The sequence below is a fragment of the Rummeliibacillus sp. G93 genome, assembly GCF_023515935.1.
Lineage (GTDB): Bacteria > Bacillota > Bacilli > Bacillales_A > Planococcaceae > Rummeliibacillus > Rummeliibacillus stabekisii.
In genome coordinates this window covers 1,470,717-1,487,975 of sequence record NZ_CP097314.1, presented here as the reverse complement: position 1 = coordinate 1,487,975, position 17,259 = coordinate 1,470,717, and the positions used below count along the sequence as shown (strand labels likewise).

Annotated in this window: 14 protein-coding genes; 4 read left to right on the top strand and 10 right to left on the bottom strand. The window is 34.3% G+C overall.

All coding sequences use genetic code 11. From position 1 onward, the window contains the following. Positions 1-94: 94 nt before the first annotated feature. The 3 genes from M2M59_RS07450 to M2M59_RS07440 all read right to left on the bottom strand — a co-directional run bounded on the left by M2M59_RS07450 (position 95) and on the right by M2M59_RS07440 (position 2,381). Positions 95-280, bottom strand: a complete 186-nt coding sequence (locus tag M2M59_RS07450; protein WP_066786829.1) for a hypothetical protein — start codon at positions 278-280, stop codon at positions 95-97. A 64-nt stretch (positions 281-344) separates the two neighbouring features. Beyond that, on the bottom strand, positions 345-809 hold the full coding sequence (locus tag M2M59_RS07445; protein WP_147193558.1) for a hypothetical protein: 465 nt from the start codon (positions 807-809) through the stop codon (positions 345-347). 114 nt (positions 810-923) lie between these two features. Beyond that, the gene (locus M2M59_RS07440) at positions 924-2,381 is read right to left on the bottom strand and encodes an aldehyde dehydrogenase family protein (protein WP_249775897.1); all 1,458 of its coding nucleotides are present in this window, start codon (positions 2,379-2,381) and stop codon (positions 924-926) included. Positions 2,382-2,531: 150 nt separating this feature from the next. Between M2M59_RS07440 and M2M59_RS07435 the strand changes: the two genes are divergently transcribed. Together M2M59_RS07435 and M2M59_RS07430 are read left to right on the top strand one after the other, a co-directional pair. Next, positions 2,532-2,903 (top strand): nucleotide excision repair endonuclease, encoded by a 372-nt coding sequence (locus M2M59_RS07435; RefSeq protein ID WP_066786822.1) that lies wholly within the window; start codon positions 2,532-2,534, stop codon positions 2,901-2,903. A 93-nt stretch (positions 2,904-2,996) separates the two neighbouring features. Then, positions 2,997-3,239: a hypothetical protein gene (locus M2M59_RS07430; protein WP_249775896.1), complete on the top strand. Its 243-nt coding sequence runs from the start codon at positions 2,997-2,999 to the stop codon at positions 3,237-3,239. Positions 3,240-3,253: 14 nt separating this feature from the next. Here the strand turns inward: M2M59_RS07430 and M2M59_RS07425 are convergent, their stop codons facing one another. The 4 genes from M2M59_RS07425 to M2M59_RS07415 all read right to left on the bottom strand — a co-directional run bounded on the left by M2M59_RS07425 (position 3,254) and on the right by M2M59_RS07415 (position 8,742). Beyond that, positions 3,254-5,113 (bottom strand): P-loop NTPase family protein, encoded by a 1,860-nt coding sequence (locus M2M59_RS07425; protein WP_249775895.1) that lies wholly within the window; start codon positions 5,111-5,113, stop codon positions 3,254-3,256. 212 nt (positions 5,114-5,325) lie between these two features. Next, a complete protein-coding gene (locus tag M2M59_RS07420; protein ID WP_256467911.1) occupies positions 5,326-7,119 on the bottom strand; it encodes a thioredoxin domain-containing protein in 1,794 nt (597 codons plus the stop codon). A gap of 38 nt (positions 7,120-7,157) precedes the next feature. Next, entirely contained in the window at positions 7,158-7,319 is a 162-nt protein-coding gene (locus tag M2M59_RS16470; protein ID WP_256467910.1) for a DUF255 domain-containing protein, read from the bottom strand. A gap of 199 nt (positions 7,320-7,518) precedes the next feature. Beyond that, a complete protein-coding gene (locus M2M59_RS07415; protein ID WP_249775894.1) occupies positions 7,519-8,742 on the bottom strand; it encodes a GmrSD restriction endonuclease domain-containing protein in 1,224 nt (407 codons plus the stop codon). Between the two features lie 585 nt (positions 8,743-9,327). On the opposite strand from M2M59_RS07415, the gene M2M59_RS07410 reads away from it, so the two are divergent. Further along, on the top strand, positions 9,328-9,924 hold the full coding sequence (locus M2M59_RS07410) for an AbiV family abortive infection protein (RefSeq protein WP_249775893.1): 597 nt from the start codon (positions 9,328-9,330) through the stop codon (positions 9,922-9,924). Positions 9,925-10,146: 222 nt separating this feature from the next. Further along, complete coding sequence (locus tag M2M59_RS07405) at positions 10,147-10,923, top strand: HNH endonuclease (RefSeq protein WP_249775892.1); 777 nt, start codon at positions 10,147-10,149, stop codon at positions 10,921-10,923. A 514-nt stretch (positions 10,924-11,437) separates the two neighbouring features. Here the strand turns inward: M2M59_RS07405 and M2M59_RS07400 are convergent. From M2M59_RS07400 to M2M59_RS07390, 3 genes are read right to left on the bottom strand one after another with little or no spacing between them, the layout of a single operon-like run. Continuing rightward, entirely contained in the window at positions 11,438-14,548 is a 3,111-nt protein-coding gene (locus M2M59_RS07400) for a type I restriction endonuclease subunit R (RefSeq protein WP_249775891.1), read from the bottom strand. Next, positions 14,541-15,722: a restriction endonuclease subunit S gene (locus M2M59_RS07395; RefSeq protein ID WP_249775890.1), complete on the bottom strand. Its 1,182-nt coding sequence runs from the start codon at positions 15,720-15,722 to the stop codon at positions 14,541-14,543. The genes M2M59_RS07400 and M2M59_RS07395 overlap by 8 nt, the downstream gene beginning before the upstream one ends. Beyond that, positions 15,712-17,232, bottom strand: a complete 1,521-nt coding sequence (locus M2M59_RS07390) for a class I SAM-dependent DNA methyltransferase (RefSeq protein WP_249775889.1) — start codon at positions 17,230-17,232, stop codon at positions 15,712-15,714. Before M2M59_RS07390 ends, M2M59_RS07395 begins: the two co-directional genes overlap by 11 nt. Positions 17,233-17,259: the final 27 nt, after the last annotated feature.

Genomic DNA, 17,259 nt, shown 5'->3' with positions numbered 1-17,259 from the left:
CATTCTAAAAATGCTAAAACCCAAGAATAGCTATATTCTTGGGTTTCTATCATTCTTAAGCTGAAAATACTAGGTAAAGAAGCGTATAAGATGTTTAAAATTGAATATCTGATGCGTGTTCTTTTAAATAAAATTCCACTAATCTTTTAAGATCTTTATGTTTGATCTTTACATACTCTTCCCCATCAATTTCTTCAATGGGTAGTTCTGAGATCGCCTCTTCCATCGTTTTGCAGAAATATGCTGTGCCGTCTACCATAAATGTCCATTTCTCTTGCAAAAGACCCACTCCTTCTATGCTCCTGAAGCTTATTATATAATCTCTATAAAGCCAGGTCAAAAATTTATTGGAGCTCTAATAGTCTTATTTGATCAAAGTTGATAAAGCAACTCGCCAATAGCTGGTATTGGTCAATCAAAACAATTCTTGGATTCTCCCTTTTGATCGTATGTAAGTAGTTTTTGGTCGCAAGAGTTAGCCCTTCAAAAAACAAATTATAACGGCACAAATGTTTTTCTATCTCTTCATCTCCACTATATTTTACTATATAAATTGTATGATCCGTTTGTGAAATACGATAAGAAATAGTAGTACCAATAGATTCGACCTTCTGTGTTTCTTTTGTTTTCACAAGATTGATTAATGCTTCGCCTAGTTTGAGTAGAAAAGTGCCATGTACTGCTGATTCAAATACTGCATCTGTTGTATTCTCCTCGTTAAAATAAATGATGATATTTTCATAGAAGAAATCTGCATAATACGGTGTTTTTAAAAGCTCGAGATTACCGGGTACAAATTGAATTTCCACTAATTATCAACTCCATATTTTCTATTATATGCATATTTTTTCTCCACTCAATACCATTTTATCTTAATTCAATAAGAAAAGCCGCCTGAATGTTTCATTCAAGCGACTTCTTTTTTAAAATGGATATTCTCGCGGTTTTGTTTGAACAGAAATCCATTTTTGATACGTAAATTCTTCCACAACACTTGGATTACCGAATCGACCTACACCACTGTCACGCATACCTCCAAATGGTACTGTTGGTTCGTCGTTGACAGGTTGATCATTGACATGAGTCATACCAAATTCCAAATATAATGCATAATCTGTTGCTTTTTCTATATTACCGCTGAATATAGAAGAGCTTAGCCCATATCGTGTGTCATTTGCCATCTCAATAGCCTCTTCATCGCTATCAGCTTTGATAATCGGAGCAATTGGAGCAAATAATTCTGTTTGTGCGAGTTCACTGTCATTTTTAACATGTCCGAAAATAGTTGGTGTTAACACGTTCCCTATTCTTTCACCTTTTAGCAATACTTCAGTACCTGCATCAATCGCGTTTTGGATATTATCAACACCTTTTTTTACTTGACCTTCGTTAATTAACGGTCCAATGATTGTTTTAGGATCCCTCGGATCTCCATAAGGAATATTTTTAACTCTTTCAACAAATTTTTCTACAAACTCATCATACAAATCTTTGTGAACAATAATGCGGTTGGTAATCATACAAATCTGGCCCGAATGTAGGAACTTCCCAAATGCTGCCGCTTTTACTGCTTGGTCAATATCTGCGTCCTTTAATACTACAAATGGTCCGTTTCCTCCTAGTTCTAGAGCAACACCTTTCAAAAGGCCACCTGCAATAGAGCCAATCCGTTTGCCGACTTCTGTAGAACCAGTAAAACTAATCAGTGCTACATTTTTGTTTTCGATCATTGTATCGCCAATCGTAGAGGATTTCGTCAAAATTGATTGGAAAACACCAGCTGGCATTCCCGCTGCTTCGAATGCTTTAGCAATCAATGAACCTGAGCAAAGCCCCACTTGCAAGTCTGCTTTATGAACGACCGCATTACCAAGCGCAAGTGCTGGAGCAATCGTACGCATTGATAAATACATTGGAAAGTTAAAAGGAGCAATGGATGAAATGACGCCAAGCGGTAAACGATAGGAATAATTGACCTTATTCTCAATAATAGAAGGCGTTTCAGTAACTTGTCCTAATTTATCAACCATTTTTAATGACTCTTCCATTACGGCGACCGTATTATTATATTCAATATTACTCTTCAAAACACTGCTTCCTGACTCAATAACTAAAAGATCGATTATGTCATCCTTATTATCTTTGTAATATTGGATTGCTTTTTCCATGACATCACGACGCTTTTGTGAATCTTTTGCCCACTCTTTTTGCGCTTTTTTAGCATTGTCAAAGGCTTCTTCAACCTGGTTTTTTGATGCCAGTTTGACGGTGGTTAATACATCATTGTTGTATGGGTTCTCTATATCGAAAGTATTGTTTTCTTCTCCTTCTTCCCATTGACCATTTAAAAAGCTCTTATTAAGTTCAGTATATTTATTCATAGTTGTATAACTCCTTTTTTATAGTCTCCGCATCGATTGTAGTATGTGATATATAAAGGATGTAATACTACAATACAACTAGACGAGTAGCTTTTCTTGCTTAACTGTGCTAGTATAAACTTCTATTAATGTAAGAGGACGTGAATTATTTTGATTAAAATTGAAATGCCAAAACCTGATGTAGTGATTCGCCAGCGTGAACAAAATCCAAAAGAAGGAGAAGCAATCATCCCTTCAGTCTTTGGATTTATAGACTTCCATAAGGTTCCTCGTGATAAAGGTGGATTATTGCTATTCTTTAACGATGCCAACGAGCTATTATTTGTAGGTAAAGCACGCAAAATGCGCCCACGATTAAAAAAGCACTTTGAAGATAATGTATCTCCACTAAAAGATCACCGTGATGAAGTGCACAAAATTGAAGCATTCATCATTGATGATCCAATGGAAAGAGAAATCTACGAAACATATGCAATTAATAAGCTTCGCGCGAAGTACAACACGGATAAAGTGTTCTATTAATCATTTGCCTAATAAAAGAAAATATAAACATTTGAAAATCATTTGAAACATATACACCTCCTAGTACGTAATACGTTAAAAGGAGGTGTTTTTGTGAGAAAATGGATAGTTTTTCTTTTTGCCTTTATCGTTCTATACTTTGTCTGCCACTTTACATCTGGTATCCTTCTTACTGCCTGGTATACGCCTAATTTAACGGAGGCATGGCAAGCAAGCGAATCTTTGCCAAGCAATGTTGTATTTTCTGGTCCAGTATTCTTCCCTACTTTCTTGCTTGCGGCGATTGCTGCTGCAGGAGCATTTTTTATAGCAGCAAAAGTAAAAAGGAGCGCATAAAATGCAGCTCCTTTTTAATCTGTATTCAATTCTAAAAAAGGTGGTGGCGGTTCTAAAGGCATTCGTATATCCCCATCTTTTAAGGTCAAAGCATAATAAGGATTTTTTACGACAACAAGAGACTGTACTTGGCTTGGTTCTTTTAGTTTCAAGTTTTCATACTCTTGTATAAAAATTGAATAGTCTAAGCGTACGCTTTCAATTGCTTTTATATCCTCCACTACTCTATCTCTTTCTTCTATTGTCAACCATATTGAGTTATTTAATAACTCTTCTTTAGCCAACATGATAACCAATTGCTTTGCTTCTACAATATCATTAAAAGTACTTAATTTCTTAATAGCTTGCTGTATCTTTGTATGAGCTGCAAGTCTTTCATATTCTACAGCTGAAATACTTTTAAGTATCTCTTCTAATTTATTTCGGACCGTTTGGTTGAGCTGAATTAATATTTCGGGAACCAATTCTATCAAAAGCTCTTCTTGACGTAGCACGGACTTGTACTTTTGTTCAAGTAGTTGTTGGGTTTCGTTCAGTTCTTTCGCTTGATTTATAAAATAAAGGTCTTCTTCCCGTTTGCCGAATAAAAAAGATAAAATAGATCGTCCATTTATCCTTTTGTATTTTTGATCTAGCATATCAAATTGAACAGTATACTGATATCGCATTTTTCGGTAATCTCTTACTTCTTCAAGATAATGTCCTGCCAATTCCTTAAATTTTCCGAAAATACTGTCTTCCTTAAATAAATCGAGTTGTTTTAATGCTTGCACGAGCTGATAAAGTGTATGAATCTCTTTAAATAAGGAACTTAATTTTTCATATTCTGATATCATCTCAGCGACAAATTGATTTTCTTCATACTGAGTATCTTTTAATTCATCAAATTCTTCTATAAAACTTATTAATGTTTTCAATGATGAGTTATAGGGTTCTCTTTCTTCTATAATTTCTAATTCAGCTCGAATTCTTTTGAGCCAATGAGCCAAACGTTGAATAATAAAAGGTATTCGTTTTGAACGATCGCTAGCTGATTGCTCTATTTCTTTATATATCATGTCAATATTGCTTTGCTGCCACTGTTCTTTGTCATTATGAGCGAGTGCTTGATTTGCTTGTAATGCAGATACTGAGACCCTTTTTCTTATATAGTGTTCAATCTGTTGGTCTTCTAAACCCGAACCAGTTGAGCTCATAAAGTTAGAAATAAATAATGGCTTTATATGGTTTGAGCTCTTCTTCATTAAGTTTAACTCCACTTTCTGGATCTCACGATTAGCGTTTACAATCCAGAAAATATCCTCTGCCCGCTGTAAAAAGCTCTCTTTTATATAAGCAGTTCTATTCCCTTTAAACTGTACTAGCGTAGCATCCATAATGGTCACAGTCTTTAAGAGCGGATTTTGAATAAATATTTCAATAAAATCCAACCCTTCACGCAATATATTGGCACCTGAGGTATCAATAGAAGTAAATAGCCCTACATGTTCAATGCCAAAAGAAGCTACTTGTCCATCATAAAAGTGAGCACGTACCTCTTCCTTTTCGGCATATCGAAAAATAGAACTCACTGCTAAATGCGCCTCTTTCAAATGACTTAAAATAGGTCTTTTTAATAAAGTGTTCAAGAGAGTAGTTTTGCCCGTTCCTCTCATGCCAACAAATAGAACTGTCGGATTTTGGACCGCATCATCAATAATATACCCTAATGCTTTTGCTGTATCTTTTATGTATGTATTCTGAGTGAGTAATAGGTGGATTTTTTTTATCTTGCCTATGAATTGGTGGATATCATCAAGGGGTTTTTGAGAAACTCCATGAGTAGGCAAATTTACTTTTAATTTACTCACATTTTGTAGGTCTTTATCCACCATTTTTCACCCCCTCGCTCTTTTTCTACATTATATAGTATACATGATATATCAGTAAATTCGACATTATTTTTCGAAATTTGTTTCTAAATATGTTAATTAAATGATAAACAAACCTATTTTTATGACATCTCATTGCTATAACTTTATACTCATATTAAATCAATAAATTTTTACTAGAATGTATTACTATCAAAAAAACATCACCGATTTTTTTAATCGGCGATGTTAGTATGTCCTAATTTTTTGAGAGCTTCCTCTTCATTATGGATCGCCAGTTGACATGCATAACCCTCGCATATTTGCATTTCAAATGGTCCTTCATCCTTTATATGCCAAACATCAAACGGTCGATAGAAGGAAAAAAGAGCATTCTTTATACCTCTAGTTGGATTGTTGATGTGGATTTCACTTGAAGGCGCTTGGTAGGCAAGTAAAGCTTGAAGCAGCCAAAATGTACCTCCAGGATAACGATTAATATCAGAGGCAAATGTTTGAAGAATCTCATCTCCCAAATTTCGATATTTATCATCTTCCAAGAGCTTTCCTAGTCGAAACATTTGAACGGCAAGCGTACTATTCCCTACCGGATAGGCATTATCGATTGCCGTTTTTTCTCTTACAAGCAAAGGGCTTGCAGCATGACTCGTTAGGAAAAATGCTCCATGTTCATCATCATGAAAATTCTCAATTGTTTGATCTGCCATATGATGTGCTCGTTTAAGATATTCATTTTTACCAGTAGCAAGATATAATTCATTAAGGGCCCATAGATAGTTTGCATAATCATCTAAAAATCCAGGTTGAGAAACTTTTTGTTCTCTATAGCTAACATATAGTTCGTTTTCTTTTACTACGTTTTTTTGTAAAAAAACATCCGCTTCTTGCGCTAATTCAATAAAGGTTTTTTCTTCAAACACTCCACCAGCCTTTGCTAATGCGGCAATCAACAACGTGTTCCATGCAGTCAATATTTTATCATCTACATGAGGATAGACTCGCTTTTCTCTAGCCTTTAATAATTTTAATCGGCATTCTTCTTGCTTTTCTTTTGATAATTTTCTATTCTGTGTATGAATTAAATTTGGTATATTAACCTCTTCGAAATTACCTCCTAGTGTCACATCATAATCCTCTGCGAATGCCTTTCCTATTTCTGGACCAAGGATGTCTATAACTTCATCATAATCCCATGTATAATATTTACCTTCAACTCCTTCGCTATCCGCATCAATTGCGCTATAAAAACCGCCATCTGGATGTTGCATTTCACGTTTTATAAATTTAATTGTTTCATAGACAATCTGTTTGTATTTTTCGTCTTTCGTTATTTGATATGCTTCTGTATAGCACTGTATTAGAAGCGCCTGATCATATAACATTTTTTCAAAGTGTGGTACAAGCCACATCCGGTCCGTTGAATATCTTGCAAAACCAAAGCCGATATGATCATATATCCCGCCTCGATAAATTGCATTCAATGTTTTAGTGGCCATCTCCAAAGCTTCTTTTTCTCCTGTCATATTATAATACCTTAGTAAATATAATAGTTGGCTTGGATTTGGAAACTTAGGTTCTGTTCCAAAACCGCCGTAGACTTTGTCGTACCCCTGCTTTAATTGGCCATATGCTTTACCAGCAGCATCCTCATGTATTGCAGACTTCTCAGGTTTAGACAGATCTGAAAGAGCATCCATAATTTGCGCTCCTACTTCATCAACTCTATCTCGTTCTTTATGATATGCCTTTGCGAGATAAGGCAGAATTTCCATCATCCCTGGCCTTTTATACATACTGTATTTTGAAAAATAAGTCCCAGCAAAATAAGGTTTCTGATCTGGTGTTAAGAAGACATTAAGCGGCCATCCGCCAGAGCCAGTCATCATTTGACAAACATTCATATAGATTGAATCAATATCCGGTCGCTCTTCTCTATCGACTTTTATACAGATAAACCATTTATTCAATAAAAATGCAACCTCTTCGTCTTCAAATGATTCATGAGCCATGACATGGCACCAATGACATGTTCTTTAGAATAACCAAGTTAACTATACCCAATAGATACGAAAACAGGCTTGTTCTCACGTTTTGCTGCTTCAAATGCTTCTTCTCCCCAGGCATACCATTGAACAGGGTTATACGCGTGTTGAAGCAGGTATGGTGAAGTTTCAGAGATTAATCTATTGGGTTTATTGCTATTTGGCATAGGACCACCTTCTTTCAGTAGGTATTTTTAATGTAGACATTAGATAACTTACCCTAGATTAATACACAAGATACATATAGTCAAAACAATATACGCTTCTAGCATGCTTTGTAATAATTTAATTAATATTCATTTATGAATATAAAAGAATCCTGACATATAAATCCAGGATTCTTCAAGTAAAAATTTGCAGATAATATTATGAATGTACAGGAACATCTTTAACTGCTGATTTGACATAATCTTTTAATAAATTGTCGTATTTTTTTCGACGTAAATTATTAGAATTATTAACAAAGTCCACTTCATTGACCCATTTGATTAAAAAAGCTTCCTGATTATCATTCATATCAGAAGGGTCATTTTCTATAAATACCCCAAGTAAATAGGTAATTACATCTATCCTTTTAGGTTCAATTAATCCATCTTTGGTTGAGATGAATAGTAAGGTATTATCTAAAGCTTTTAACGTAATTTCAATCATTTTTTTTATTTCTACTACTTCTGCTTTACCAATCAATTTCGGCTTAACATCTGAAGGTATTGGGCTAGAGTTACTTGTCCGAGATTTACCAGATACTTTATAAAAAGCAGGGTTTAATGCAGCTAATGGTATAGAAATCTCTGCTGACTTACGAGGAAATAAATCTCCATATCCATATTTATCTAATTTATCTCCAAATGGAATTGCATACTCAGTATAAAAATCAATACCTTTTACTAATAAATCAGTCAAATAGACCATAGCTTCAGTAACTTGACTTCCTGCCAAATTCAAAACTTCAAACCATTGCATTTGTTCTTCTCTTGACAAATTCGTAGCGAAATTCACAACATAGTAATAATTTTGATGCTTTTTACGAATTGAATTCAATACATCTTTTACGTCATCACGTTTTAAATAAGCTTTGCTATTTACATAATCCAAATACACTGATTGCTCTTTGTTATACAGAATACCTACAGGAATTTGATAATTTTTAGGTTCTCTTTGTGAATCTACATCAAAGATGATGAATTTACCTTTATGCAAATCTAACACAAGGTTTTGAAAATCTGGGTCATTGGTATACGCTTTGTAATTTGTTGACAATCGTTGTTGACCATCCGCCACTGAATATTTCCCAACTAAATCTGTTGAGTCTAAGAGTTTTCTATCTAGAAAGCTGATTTGTTCTATTACCTGTGATGGGTCATCAATTAAATTAATGGATATAGGAGCAACTGGTGCTTTCCCACTTAACTGATAGTTAAAAAGGTCTTTTGCTTTTTCTTTGGTCCATCTTAGATAAGTTTGAAATACTGGAAGTACAACATTACCTTCGACAATATCATCACAAAGTTTACGAACGGTCATATCTTTTCTTTCTTTACTTGGGTCAAAATCTGCTTGTTTCATAAGTTTCTCTAATGTATTTTCCATCTAAACAATTCCTCTCAATTTATGTATTAACTAGCTTTATTAATATAATAGTATTTTTTATTTTGGAATGTCAATAAAATAATTAGCAGCTATCATAAATTCGGCTAATAATCTATAATATATGATTAAAATTGTGCTAGCTTTTATTTTTAGCAGCTTTAAAATTCCAATAAAATTAAAATACTAAATAAATTATAGATACCCTTTTTGTACAGGATGTCCCCCTTGGGTTGGTGGTAATTTACAGTAGCAGCTAAAAAGAACATTTTATTATTTAGTCAATCATAGGTTGTGTGGACATATATCTTTTGTTGATTTGCTAGCTGCTTAAATAAAAATAAATTATTATTTATATTGTATAAATATTGCTTTATATATATCTTAAGGGAATAAGGGGTACGCAAAAATACTAGAATCTAAGAACAAATACCCGTACAATTTTTATGACAAAATTTCAATCAAGGAAGCGAGTTACATATGAATTTAAACAATCAAACAGTTGAACAACTTGAAACCATATACAAAAAGATATATATAAACGCTAATGAACTAATTGAAGAAGGCATCGTATTATTATGACATAAAATGTATGCACGTAGTTATTTATGCTTTCAGATTGCCTTAGAGGAATTTGGTAAGTTGCCTATGATAAACACTATAGCCTGGCAAGTTAACGAAAAGAAAAAAGTAGACTGGAAAAAGCTAAACAAGCGGTTACGAGATCACCATAGTAAGAATAAACAGAACATCCTTATGGCAAAATCCTTTATGTCTATCATAATGCAAGAATATGTGATTAACGGATTAGAAAAAGTTACTATAGAAGATGCAATTAAAGCTATTGACAACTTTTTTAAAGAAAGCATAAAAAAGAACCCTAAATTATGGGTATCACTTCAGTTGATGATGGAATACCAGGCTACAGAGAAATGGGATGACATAGAACAAAAAGCTAAGAAGAGGAATGAATTGAAAAATTCTAGCTTATACGCTGACTACTCAGAAGGAGAATTTGTATCGCCTAACGAAAGAATTAGGATGGAAGAAGCCCGAGATATTTGTATGGCTGCTTTAATTCAAAAGAAGATTATTGATCAAGCAGACATTCATAAAACAGGCTTTAATTTTGGAACATTAACAACAGATGATATACCTACCTTAAAAAACTACTATAAAGGATAGCATACTTTTTTAGAAATGATAGCTTTCTGCTCATGACATAAAACGCTAAAAAAAGAATGGAATAGGCTCGTTATTTACGATTACATATACTACAAATTGATTTTATGATTCGTTAGGAGAAGAAATAATGGAACAAATGATTGATTCAAAAAAGCTACAAGAACTACTAAACATTTCTCCAACGGTTGGATAGCTAACAGTCAACGGGAGATATTCGATTTATTGATAGGAAAAGTTTATCGTAATGAAGAGATAGCTAGAACATTTAAATGTTCTCAAACAGGGGGAATGAGACGTTCACACACTACAAATACACTTGTAATCTTTTCTGATCACACCAAAGGTATTTATGAGGATAAGTGGTTTATAGATGGCAATGGAGACGAAATACTTCTTTATACCGGAATGGGTAAAGAAGGTGATCAAGATATTGAATTTGCTCAAAATAAAACACTAAATGAATCTAGAACAAATGGAGTCAAAGTTTATTTATTTGAAGCTTTTAAACAAGGTGACCATATATTTAGAGGACAAGTTGAACTTGTTCAAAATCCTTATACTGATATCCAATCAAGTAGATCTGTTTGGATATTTCCCTTACGTGTAGTAGGAAATACTTATATAATTGCAGAGAATTTATTAACTGATAAAGAAGCAAATAAAGCGAAGGATGCACAAAAATTAAACGAACAAGAATTATATAATCGAGCAAAGAATCCGAATAAGTTAGGCCAAAGATACACCACTTCAAAATCATTTGACCGTGACCCTTATGTATCTGAGTATGTAAAGCGTCGTGCTAAAGGTATATGTGATCTTTGCGGAAATCCAGCACCGTTTCAAGATAAGAAAGGAAGGCCTTACTTAGAAAGTCATCATGTTAAATGGCTAAGCAAAGGGGGGGAAGATACAATCAATAATACAGTAGCTTTAGATCCTTCATACCATCGAAAAATGCACATACTAGACCTTGAATCTGATGTCAAAACTCTATTTTAAAAAATTAATGAATACAAATCAAAATTCTTATATTATCATCCATTTTAAAATATGTTAAATCTTTATTACTACAAACTAAACATATAAGTAGGTAGCTCACCTCATTTCTCACAATTCAATGATGGATGGTAGATAGTTATTTTATATCTCGCTATCCGCCATTCATCTAATATTTTCGGGAACTTGAATTCTCTATTCCTATTATGTATCCATAAGATTAACCAATTCTTCAACTAAGTAAATTGCTGCTTATTACGTTGAATCAGTACTCGTATTGGGATCACTTTTTCCTTCTCTGCTTCCTTTTTCTTACACCATCTACAATAGAAAATGCTTTGTTTTGCTAGGCTATGTAAACACATAAAATGTTCAAAGCTTAAAATGAAATTCCTATTTCTGAGATTGAAAGTTTAGTAGGAACTTGATTTTATAGCCCACCATCCCCGAAGAACAAAAAGAACCATATCTATATAAGATATAGTTCATTGAATAAATTTTCTTTTGAATCTTTGATTTACAAATCAAACGCCAACTGGGCTGACATTAACTCAGCCTGTTCTATTACAATCTCAATCGCATCTTTTTGAAAATCTGGTGGATAACCGTATTTCTTAAGTAATCGTTTCACATGAACACGCATTTTGGCACGTGAAGATTCTCTTAAGTTCCAATCAATGCTCATGTTACATTTAATAGACTGAGTGAGTTCGTGTGCAATGATTTTGAGTGTATCATCACCTAATACTTGTTCAGCTGTTTCGTGGGAAGCTAATGCATCATAGAAAGCTATTTCTTCTTTTACCATGCCTGTTTGTACTCCACGTTTGTAGGCGGAATCCATTTCTTTTGCTAGGGCAATGAGTTCCTCAATGACCTTTGAAGTTTCAAGTGTGCGTTTATTATATTTATTTAGTGCATTTGAAAGCATTTCGGAGAATTTTCTCGCCTGAATTAAATTACTTCGTTGCACGTTTTTCACTTTTCCATTAATCAAGCGATTTAATAATTCTACAGCCAGATTCTTTTGTGGTAATGCTCGTACATCTTCTAAGAATTGATCCGATAGAATTGAAATGTCTGGATTTTCTATTCCTAATTCTTTATAGACATCTACCACTTCTTCAGAAATAACAGATTTTGAAATTAATTGATTAATTTGTGCATCCATTTGTGTAGCTGTTTTCTTCTTACTGCCATCACCCAATGTTTTGACGATACTTGCTTTAACAGCCTTAAAGAATCCAATTTCATCATTTAATTCCTCAGCTTCTGGTGTTGTTGCACATAAAGCATAAGCTTTTGACAGTTCGGTGACTGTATTTAAGAAACGCTTCTTTTCATCTTCACCTAAACCAATAATATAATCCATCGTATTAACAATGGCTTTAATCCGATCAGATGATTTTTCGGATAGATAGCCTGAATAATCATGTTGATATAGCTGTTCCACGATAATTTCGTGTTTTTCGATCATGATATTAACTGCTGCGGATGTATCGATACCAGCTGTTTTACGGTCACTATCGGTATATTGTTTTAATGCTTGTTTCAAGTTATCCGCAATACCAATGTAGTCAACAACAAGACCACCTGGTTTATCTTTGAAAACGCGGTTCACGCGTGCAATGGCCTGCATTAAGTTATGACCTTTCATTGGTTTATCGATATACATCGTGTTCATAGATGGAACGTCAAAACCAGTTAGCCACATATCACGTACAATAACAATCTTCAGTGGGTCGTCATTATCTTTCATACGACGAGCTAAAAATTCACGACGTTTTTTTGTGCCGATAAATGGTTGCCATTCTACAGGGTCACTTGATGCGCCAGTCATAACAATTTTAATAACGCCTTTATCGTCATCATCTGAATGCCATTCTGGACGAAGTTTAATAATTTCTTTATATAAATCAATTGCAATCCGACGTGACATCACAACGATCATCGATTTACCAAACATTGCTTTTTGGCGTTCTTCATAGTGATGGACAATATCCTTGGCCATCTTCACTACACGTGTTTCTGCACCCGCAACGGCTTCAAGGCGTGACCATTTTGATTTTAGCTTTTCTTTCACAGAGGATTCTTGATCTTCTGTAATTTCCTCATAATCTGCATCAATTGATAAGTCGTCTGGTAGTTCAAGTGGAATAACACGTGATTCATAGAAAATTTTTACCGTTGCACCATCTTCTACTGCTTGTGACATATCATATATATCAATGTATTCCCCAAATACAGCTGGTGTATTGCGATCTGTTGCCTCTACTGGTGTACCAGTAAAGCCAATAAATGAAGCATTTGGCAAAGCATCTCGTATATATTTTGCAAAACCATATTTCACTTCACCTTGATGATTCTTTTTATTGGAAATTGATGCGCCAAAACCATATTGTGAGCGGTGGGCTTCATCTGCCATAACAATTACATTTGTTCTGTCTGTTAGGCAAGGCATTTCCCCCGTATCTTCATCGGGTGAGAATTTTTGCAAGGTTGTAAAGACAATCCCACCTGATTCCACGCTTAATAACTCTCTTAAATCATCTCGTGAATCAGCTTGACTAGGAGTTTGGCGTAAAATATCCTTGGACATCGAGAATGTTTTATAGAGTTGGTCATCTAAATCATTACGGTCTGTTAATACAACAAGTGTTGGATTATTCATCGTTTTAATCAGTTTTCCTGCATAAAAGACCATCGATAAACTTTTACCCGAACCTTGTGTATGCCAAATAACACCAATTTTATGGTCGCCATTTTGAGCGGTAGCAATTTTTGCTTTTTCCACTGCTTTGTTGACTGCATGATATTGATGGTAGGCTGCTAAGATTTTAAATGTATCAGCCCCATCTGTTTGGAAGAGAATAAAGTTTTGAACAATATCCATCAAACGGCTTGGTTCTAGCATTCCCTTTAACATCACTTCAAGCTGAGGTTCTGCGCCACTAGCTAGACTTTCTCCATCTACTGTACGCCATTTCATAAATCGTTCTTCATTTGCAGTAAGTGAACCAACTCGAGCGTTAATGCCATCACTTGCAATTAAAAATGAATTGTAGCGGAATAGTGTTGGAATGGCTTGTTTATAGGTTTGCAGTTGATTATAGGCATCGGTAATATCAACATCTTCATTGGTTGCATTTTTTAGTTCAATCACAACAAGTGGTAGACCATTGACAAATACAAGGATGTCTGGCCGTTTATTAGTTTGTCCTTCAATGATTGTAAACTGATTCACCGCCATAAAGTCATTGTTCTTTGGATTCTCAAAATCAAAGATATATACGGAAACGGTTGGATTATAGCCATCTGTACCTTGTGTTTGAATTTCAATGCCATCTGTGACAAGCTTTTGGAATTGCTTATTATTTAGAACGATATTCGGTGAAGCATTTGCTACGATTTTTTGAATGGCTTCTTCAATTACTTTTCGATCAATGGTTGGATTTATCTTTTCAAGAGAATCCCGTAATCTGTCAACAAGTACAACATCATGGAAGTTCTTACGTTCAGCAAAATCGCTATCTGGTGCAATATCTGGTCCTTCAACAATTTCATAATTTAGTTCTTCTAACCATTCAAGTGCTGCAATTTCTAATTCAGATTCGTTATATTTAAACAATTAATTCACCTACCAAATCATCTGGTATTTCAATTTTTCCTAATAGAAGTTTGGGCAGAAGAGTGTTACGGAGTTCTTTAAGAGTTAAAATTTCTTCTTCTAATAAACTCATTTTTTCAAACATAGGTGAGACCATTTCTTCAAATTGTTTTATTATTTGTTGCAATGGTTTAACATATTTTAATATTTTCAAATCATTTAAATTAATAGCATTAAATACGGCACCGTTTGCACTTAAAATAATTTGATTAACTAGATTTCTCACAATTCCAAATAAATAGAACTGATGATTTTCATTATGTTGTAATGCAAAACATGATTGATTCATCGCCATTGGTTTGTTAGCCAGTGCAAGTTTTCCTACAGTTCCTCGAGCTGTAATGAAAATTGTATTTTTAGGATAAAGTTTACTGTTACACTTTTCTAAACCTAATTCAGTAATTTTCTTTTCAGTTGTAGTTGTATATATACTGCTTTTCGCATCTTTGGGGGTGAAGAAAGGAATTGTTCCATTCCAATATGATACTTCTTTTGTTTTTGGTGTTCCTCCACTTAAATATGCTGTATCATCTTTTAATAAAGAGACTCGCCACTTTAGAGGAATCATTCCTAATTCACTTTCGATCATTTCACCACCGCTTGATTTATATGGCTGACCTTGTTCATTTGGAAATTCAAAATCGATGAACCAGTGTTTAAATAAGGTTTGGAAAATCTCCTCTAAATTAACAATTAATTGTTCATTGGTTTCAATCTTATCATCAAGAAATTTTAAAAATGCTCCAACCTTTCTTTGTTCACTTATATTTATTAAGTTTAAATCAATACTATTTATGATAGATTGATTAATTAAAGGTTGAGCGGAACCAGAAGCTCTTTCATTTAAACGTAAACTCTTCAAATAATAATATAAATAATATCCATCGACATTTTCCTTTGGAATAACCCCAATTGTGTTATCGGAAATCCAAATAGGTTTTTTAGAGTAGTGAATAGATCCACAATTTGCTCCTACACGCCCTATTACAATAGATTCTTTCTCTAGTAAAAACTCATCTGTATATCCAATTTTTCCATTTGCCCCGTATAGTTCATATGTTCCTGACGATTTTTTAATTCTTTTCTTTCCATTTTTTAGTATAGCCACATCTTTAATATGAGTTCTAAAAGTCATACCCAATCCCCTCCAGTGCTCGGCGGATTTGTTCTTTCAACTCTTTCGATTTTGCGAATTGGTTGGATAATTCACTTGTCAAGCGCTCCATTTTTTCTTCAAATGGCTCATTATCATCATCTTGCTCGGCTAATCCAACATATCGACCTGGCGTTAAGATATAGTCATTTTCTTTTATTTCATCAAGTGACGCTGATTTAGAGAAGCCTAGTTCGTCTTCATATAGCTTATCATTTGTACCTCTCCATGCATGAAAAGTATCTGCCACTTTTTGAATATCCTCTTTGCTAAATTCTTTATGTGTACGATCTGCCATAAAACCCAGATTACGGGCATCGATAAATAGGATTTTTTCGTTGCGTTCGCGTTTACCTGTTTTCTCTTTATTTTTTGATATAAACCATAGACATACAGGGATTTGTGTGGAGTAGAATAACTGGCCTGGTAGGGTGACGATACATTCAACTAAATCATTATCAATTAAGTTTTTACGAATCTCCCTTTCCCCAGATGTATTGGATGACATAGAGCCATTCGCCAAAACAAATCCTGCTGTACCAGCTGGAGCTAATTTTGAAATCATATGTTGTACCCATGCATAATTAGCGTTTCCTTTGGGTGGGATACCATATTGCCAACGTACATCATCTGTTAATTTTTCGCCACCCCAGTCACTAATATTGAATGGTGGATTGGCTAGGATATAATCTGCTTTTAAGCCTTTGTGTAAGTCGTTATGAAATGTATCTGCATTATGCGCACCTAAATTGCCATCAATTCCACGAATCGCTAGGTTCATCTTGCAAAGTTTCCATGTTGTCGGATTGGATTCTTGCCCGTACACAGATAAGTTATCAATACGACCTTGATGTTCTTTTACAAATTTCGTTGATTGAACAAACATACCGCCTGAACCACAGCAAGGGTCATATACACGACCTTTATAGGGTTCTAGCATTTCAACTAATAATTGAACGACAGATGATGGTGTATAGAATTCGCCACCATTTTTTCCTTCAGCACTCGCAAATTTACTTAAGAAATATTCATAGACACGACCTAAAACGTCTTTGGAACGACTTTCTTCATCCCCTACTTTGAAAGAGAACAAATCAATCGTTTCACCTAAGCGCGTTTTATCTAACTCCGGACGTGCGAATGATTTTGGTAGTACACCTACTAATGAAGGATTTTCTTTTTCGATTGCTACCATTGCCGCATCGATTAATTGTCCGATTTCTGGTTTCTTCGCATTATCCTTAATGAATGACCACCGTGCTTCTTGTGGAACAAAGAAAATATTGTCCGCTAAATATTCATCACGATCTTCTTCGTCTGCCCATTCATCCGCTTTTAGTTCTTCATATTTTTCTTCAAACGCATCGGATACATATTTTAAAAATAGTAATCCTAATACCACGTTTTTATATTCACCTGAATCCATTGATCCACGTAATTTATCTGCCATGCTCCATAGCTTTTCTTCAAAACCTAGATTTGCTGTTGCCATATTTACACCTCAATAATTTGCATTACC

Bases quoted from the DNA above. Each gene is read 5' to 3' on its own strand.
- M2M59_RS07440 (WP_249775897.1), bottom strand. From the start codon at position 2,381: ATGAATAAATATACTGAACTTAATAAGAGCTTTTTAAATGGTCAATGG.
- M2M59_RS07425 (WP_249775895.1), bottom strand. From the start codon at position 5,113: ATGGTGGATAAAGACCTACAAAATGTGAGTAAATTAAAAGTAAATTTG.
- M2M59_RS07420 (WP_256467911.1), bottom strand. From the start codon at position 7,119: ATGGCTCATGAATCATTTGAAGACGAAGAGGTTGCATTTTTATTGAAT.
- M2M59_RS16470 (WP_256467910.1), bottom strand. From the start codon at position 7,319: ATGCCAAATAGCAATAAACCCAATAGATTAATCTCTGAAACTTCACCA.
- M2M59_RS07415 (WP_249775894.1), bottom strand. From the start codon at position 8,742: ATGGAAAATACATTAGAGAAACTTATGAAACAAGCAGATTTTGACCCA.
- M2M59_RS07410 (WP_249775893.1), top strand. From the start codon at position 9,328: ATGTATGCACGTAGTTATTTATGCTTTCAGATTGCCTTAGAGGAATTT.
- M2M59_RS07395 (WP_249775890.1), bottom strand. From the start codon at position 15,722: ATGACTTTTAGAACTCATATTAAAGATGTGGCTATACTAAAAAATGGA.
- M2M59_RS07390 (WP_249775889.1), bottom strand. From the start codon at position 17,232: ATGGCAACAGCAAATCTAGGTTTTGAAGAAAAGCTATGGAGCATGGCA.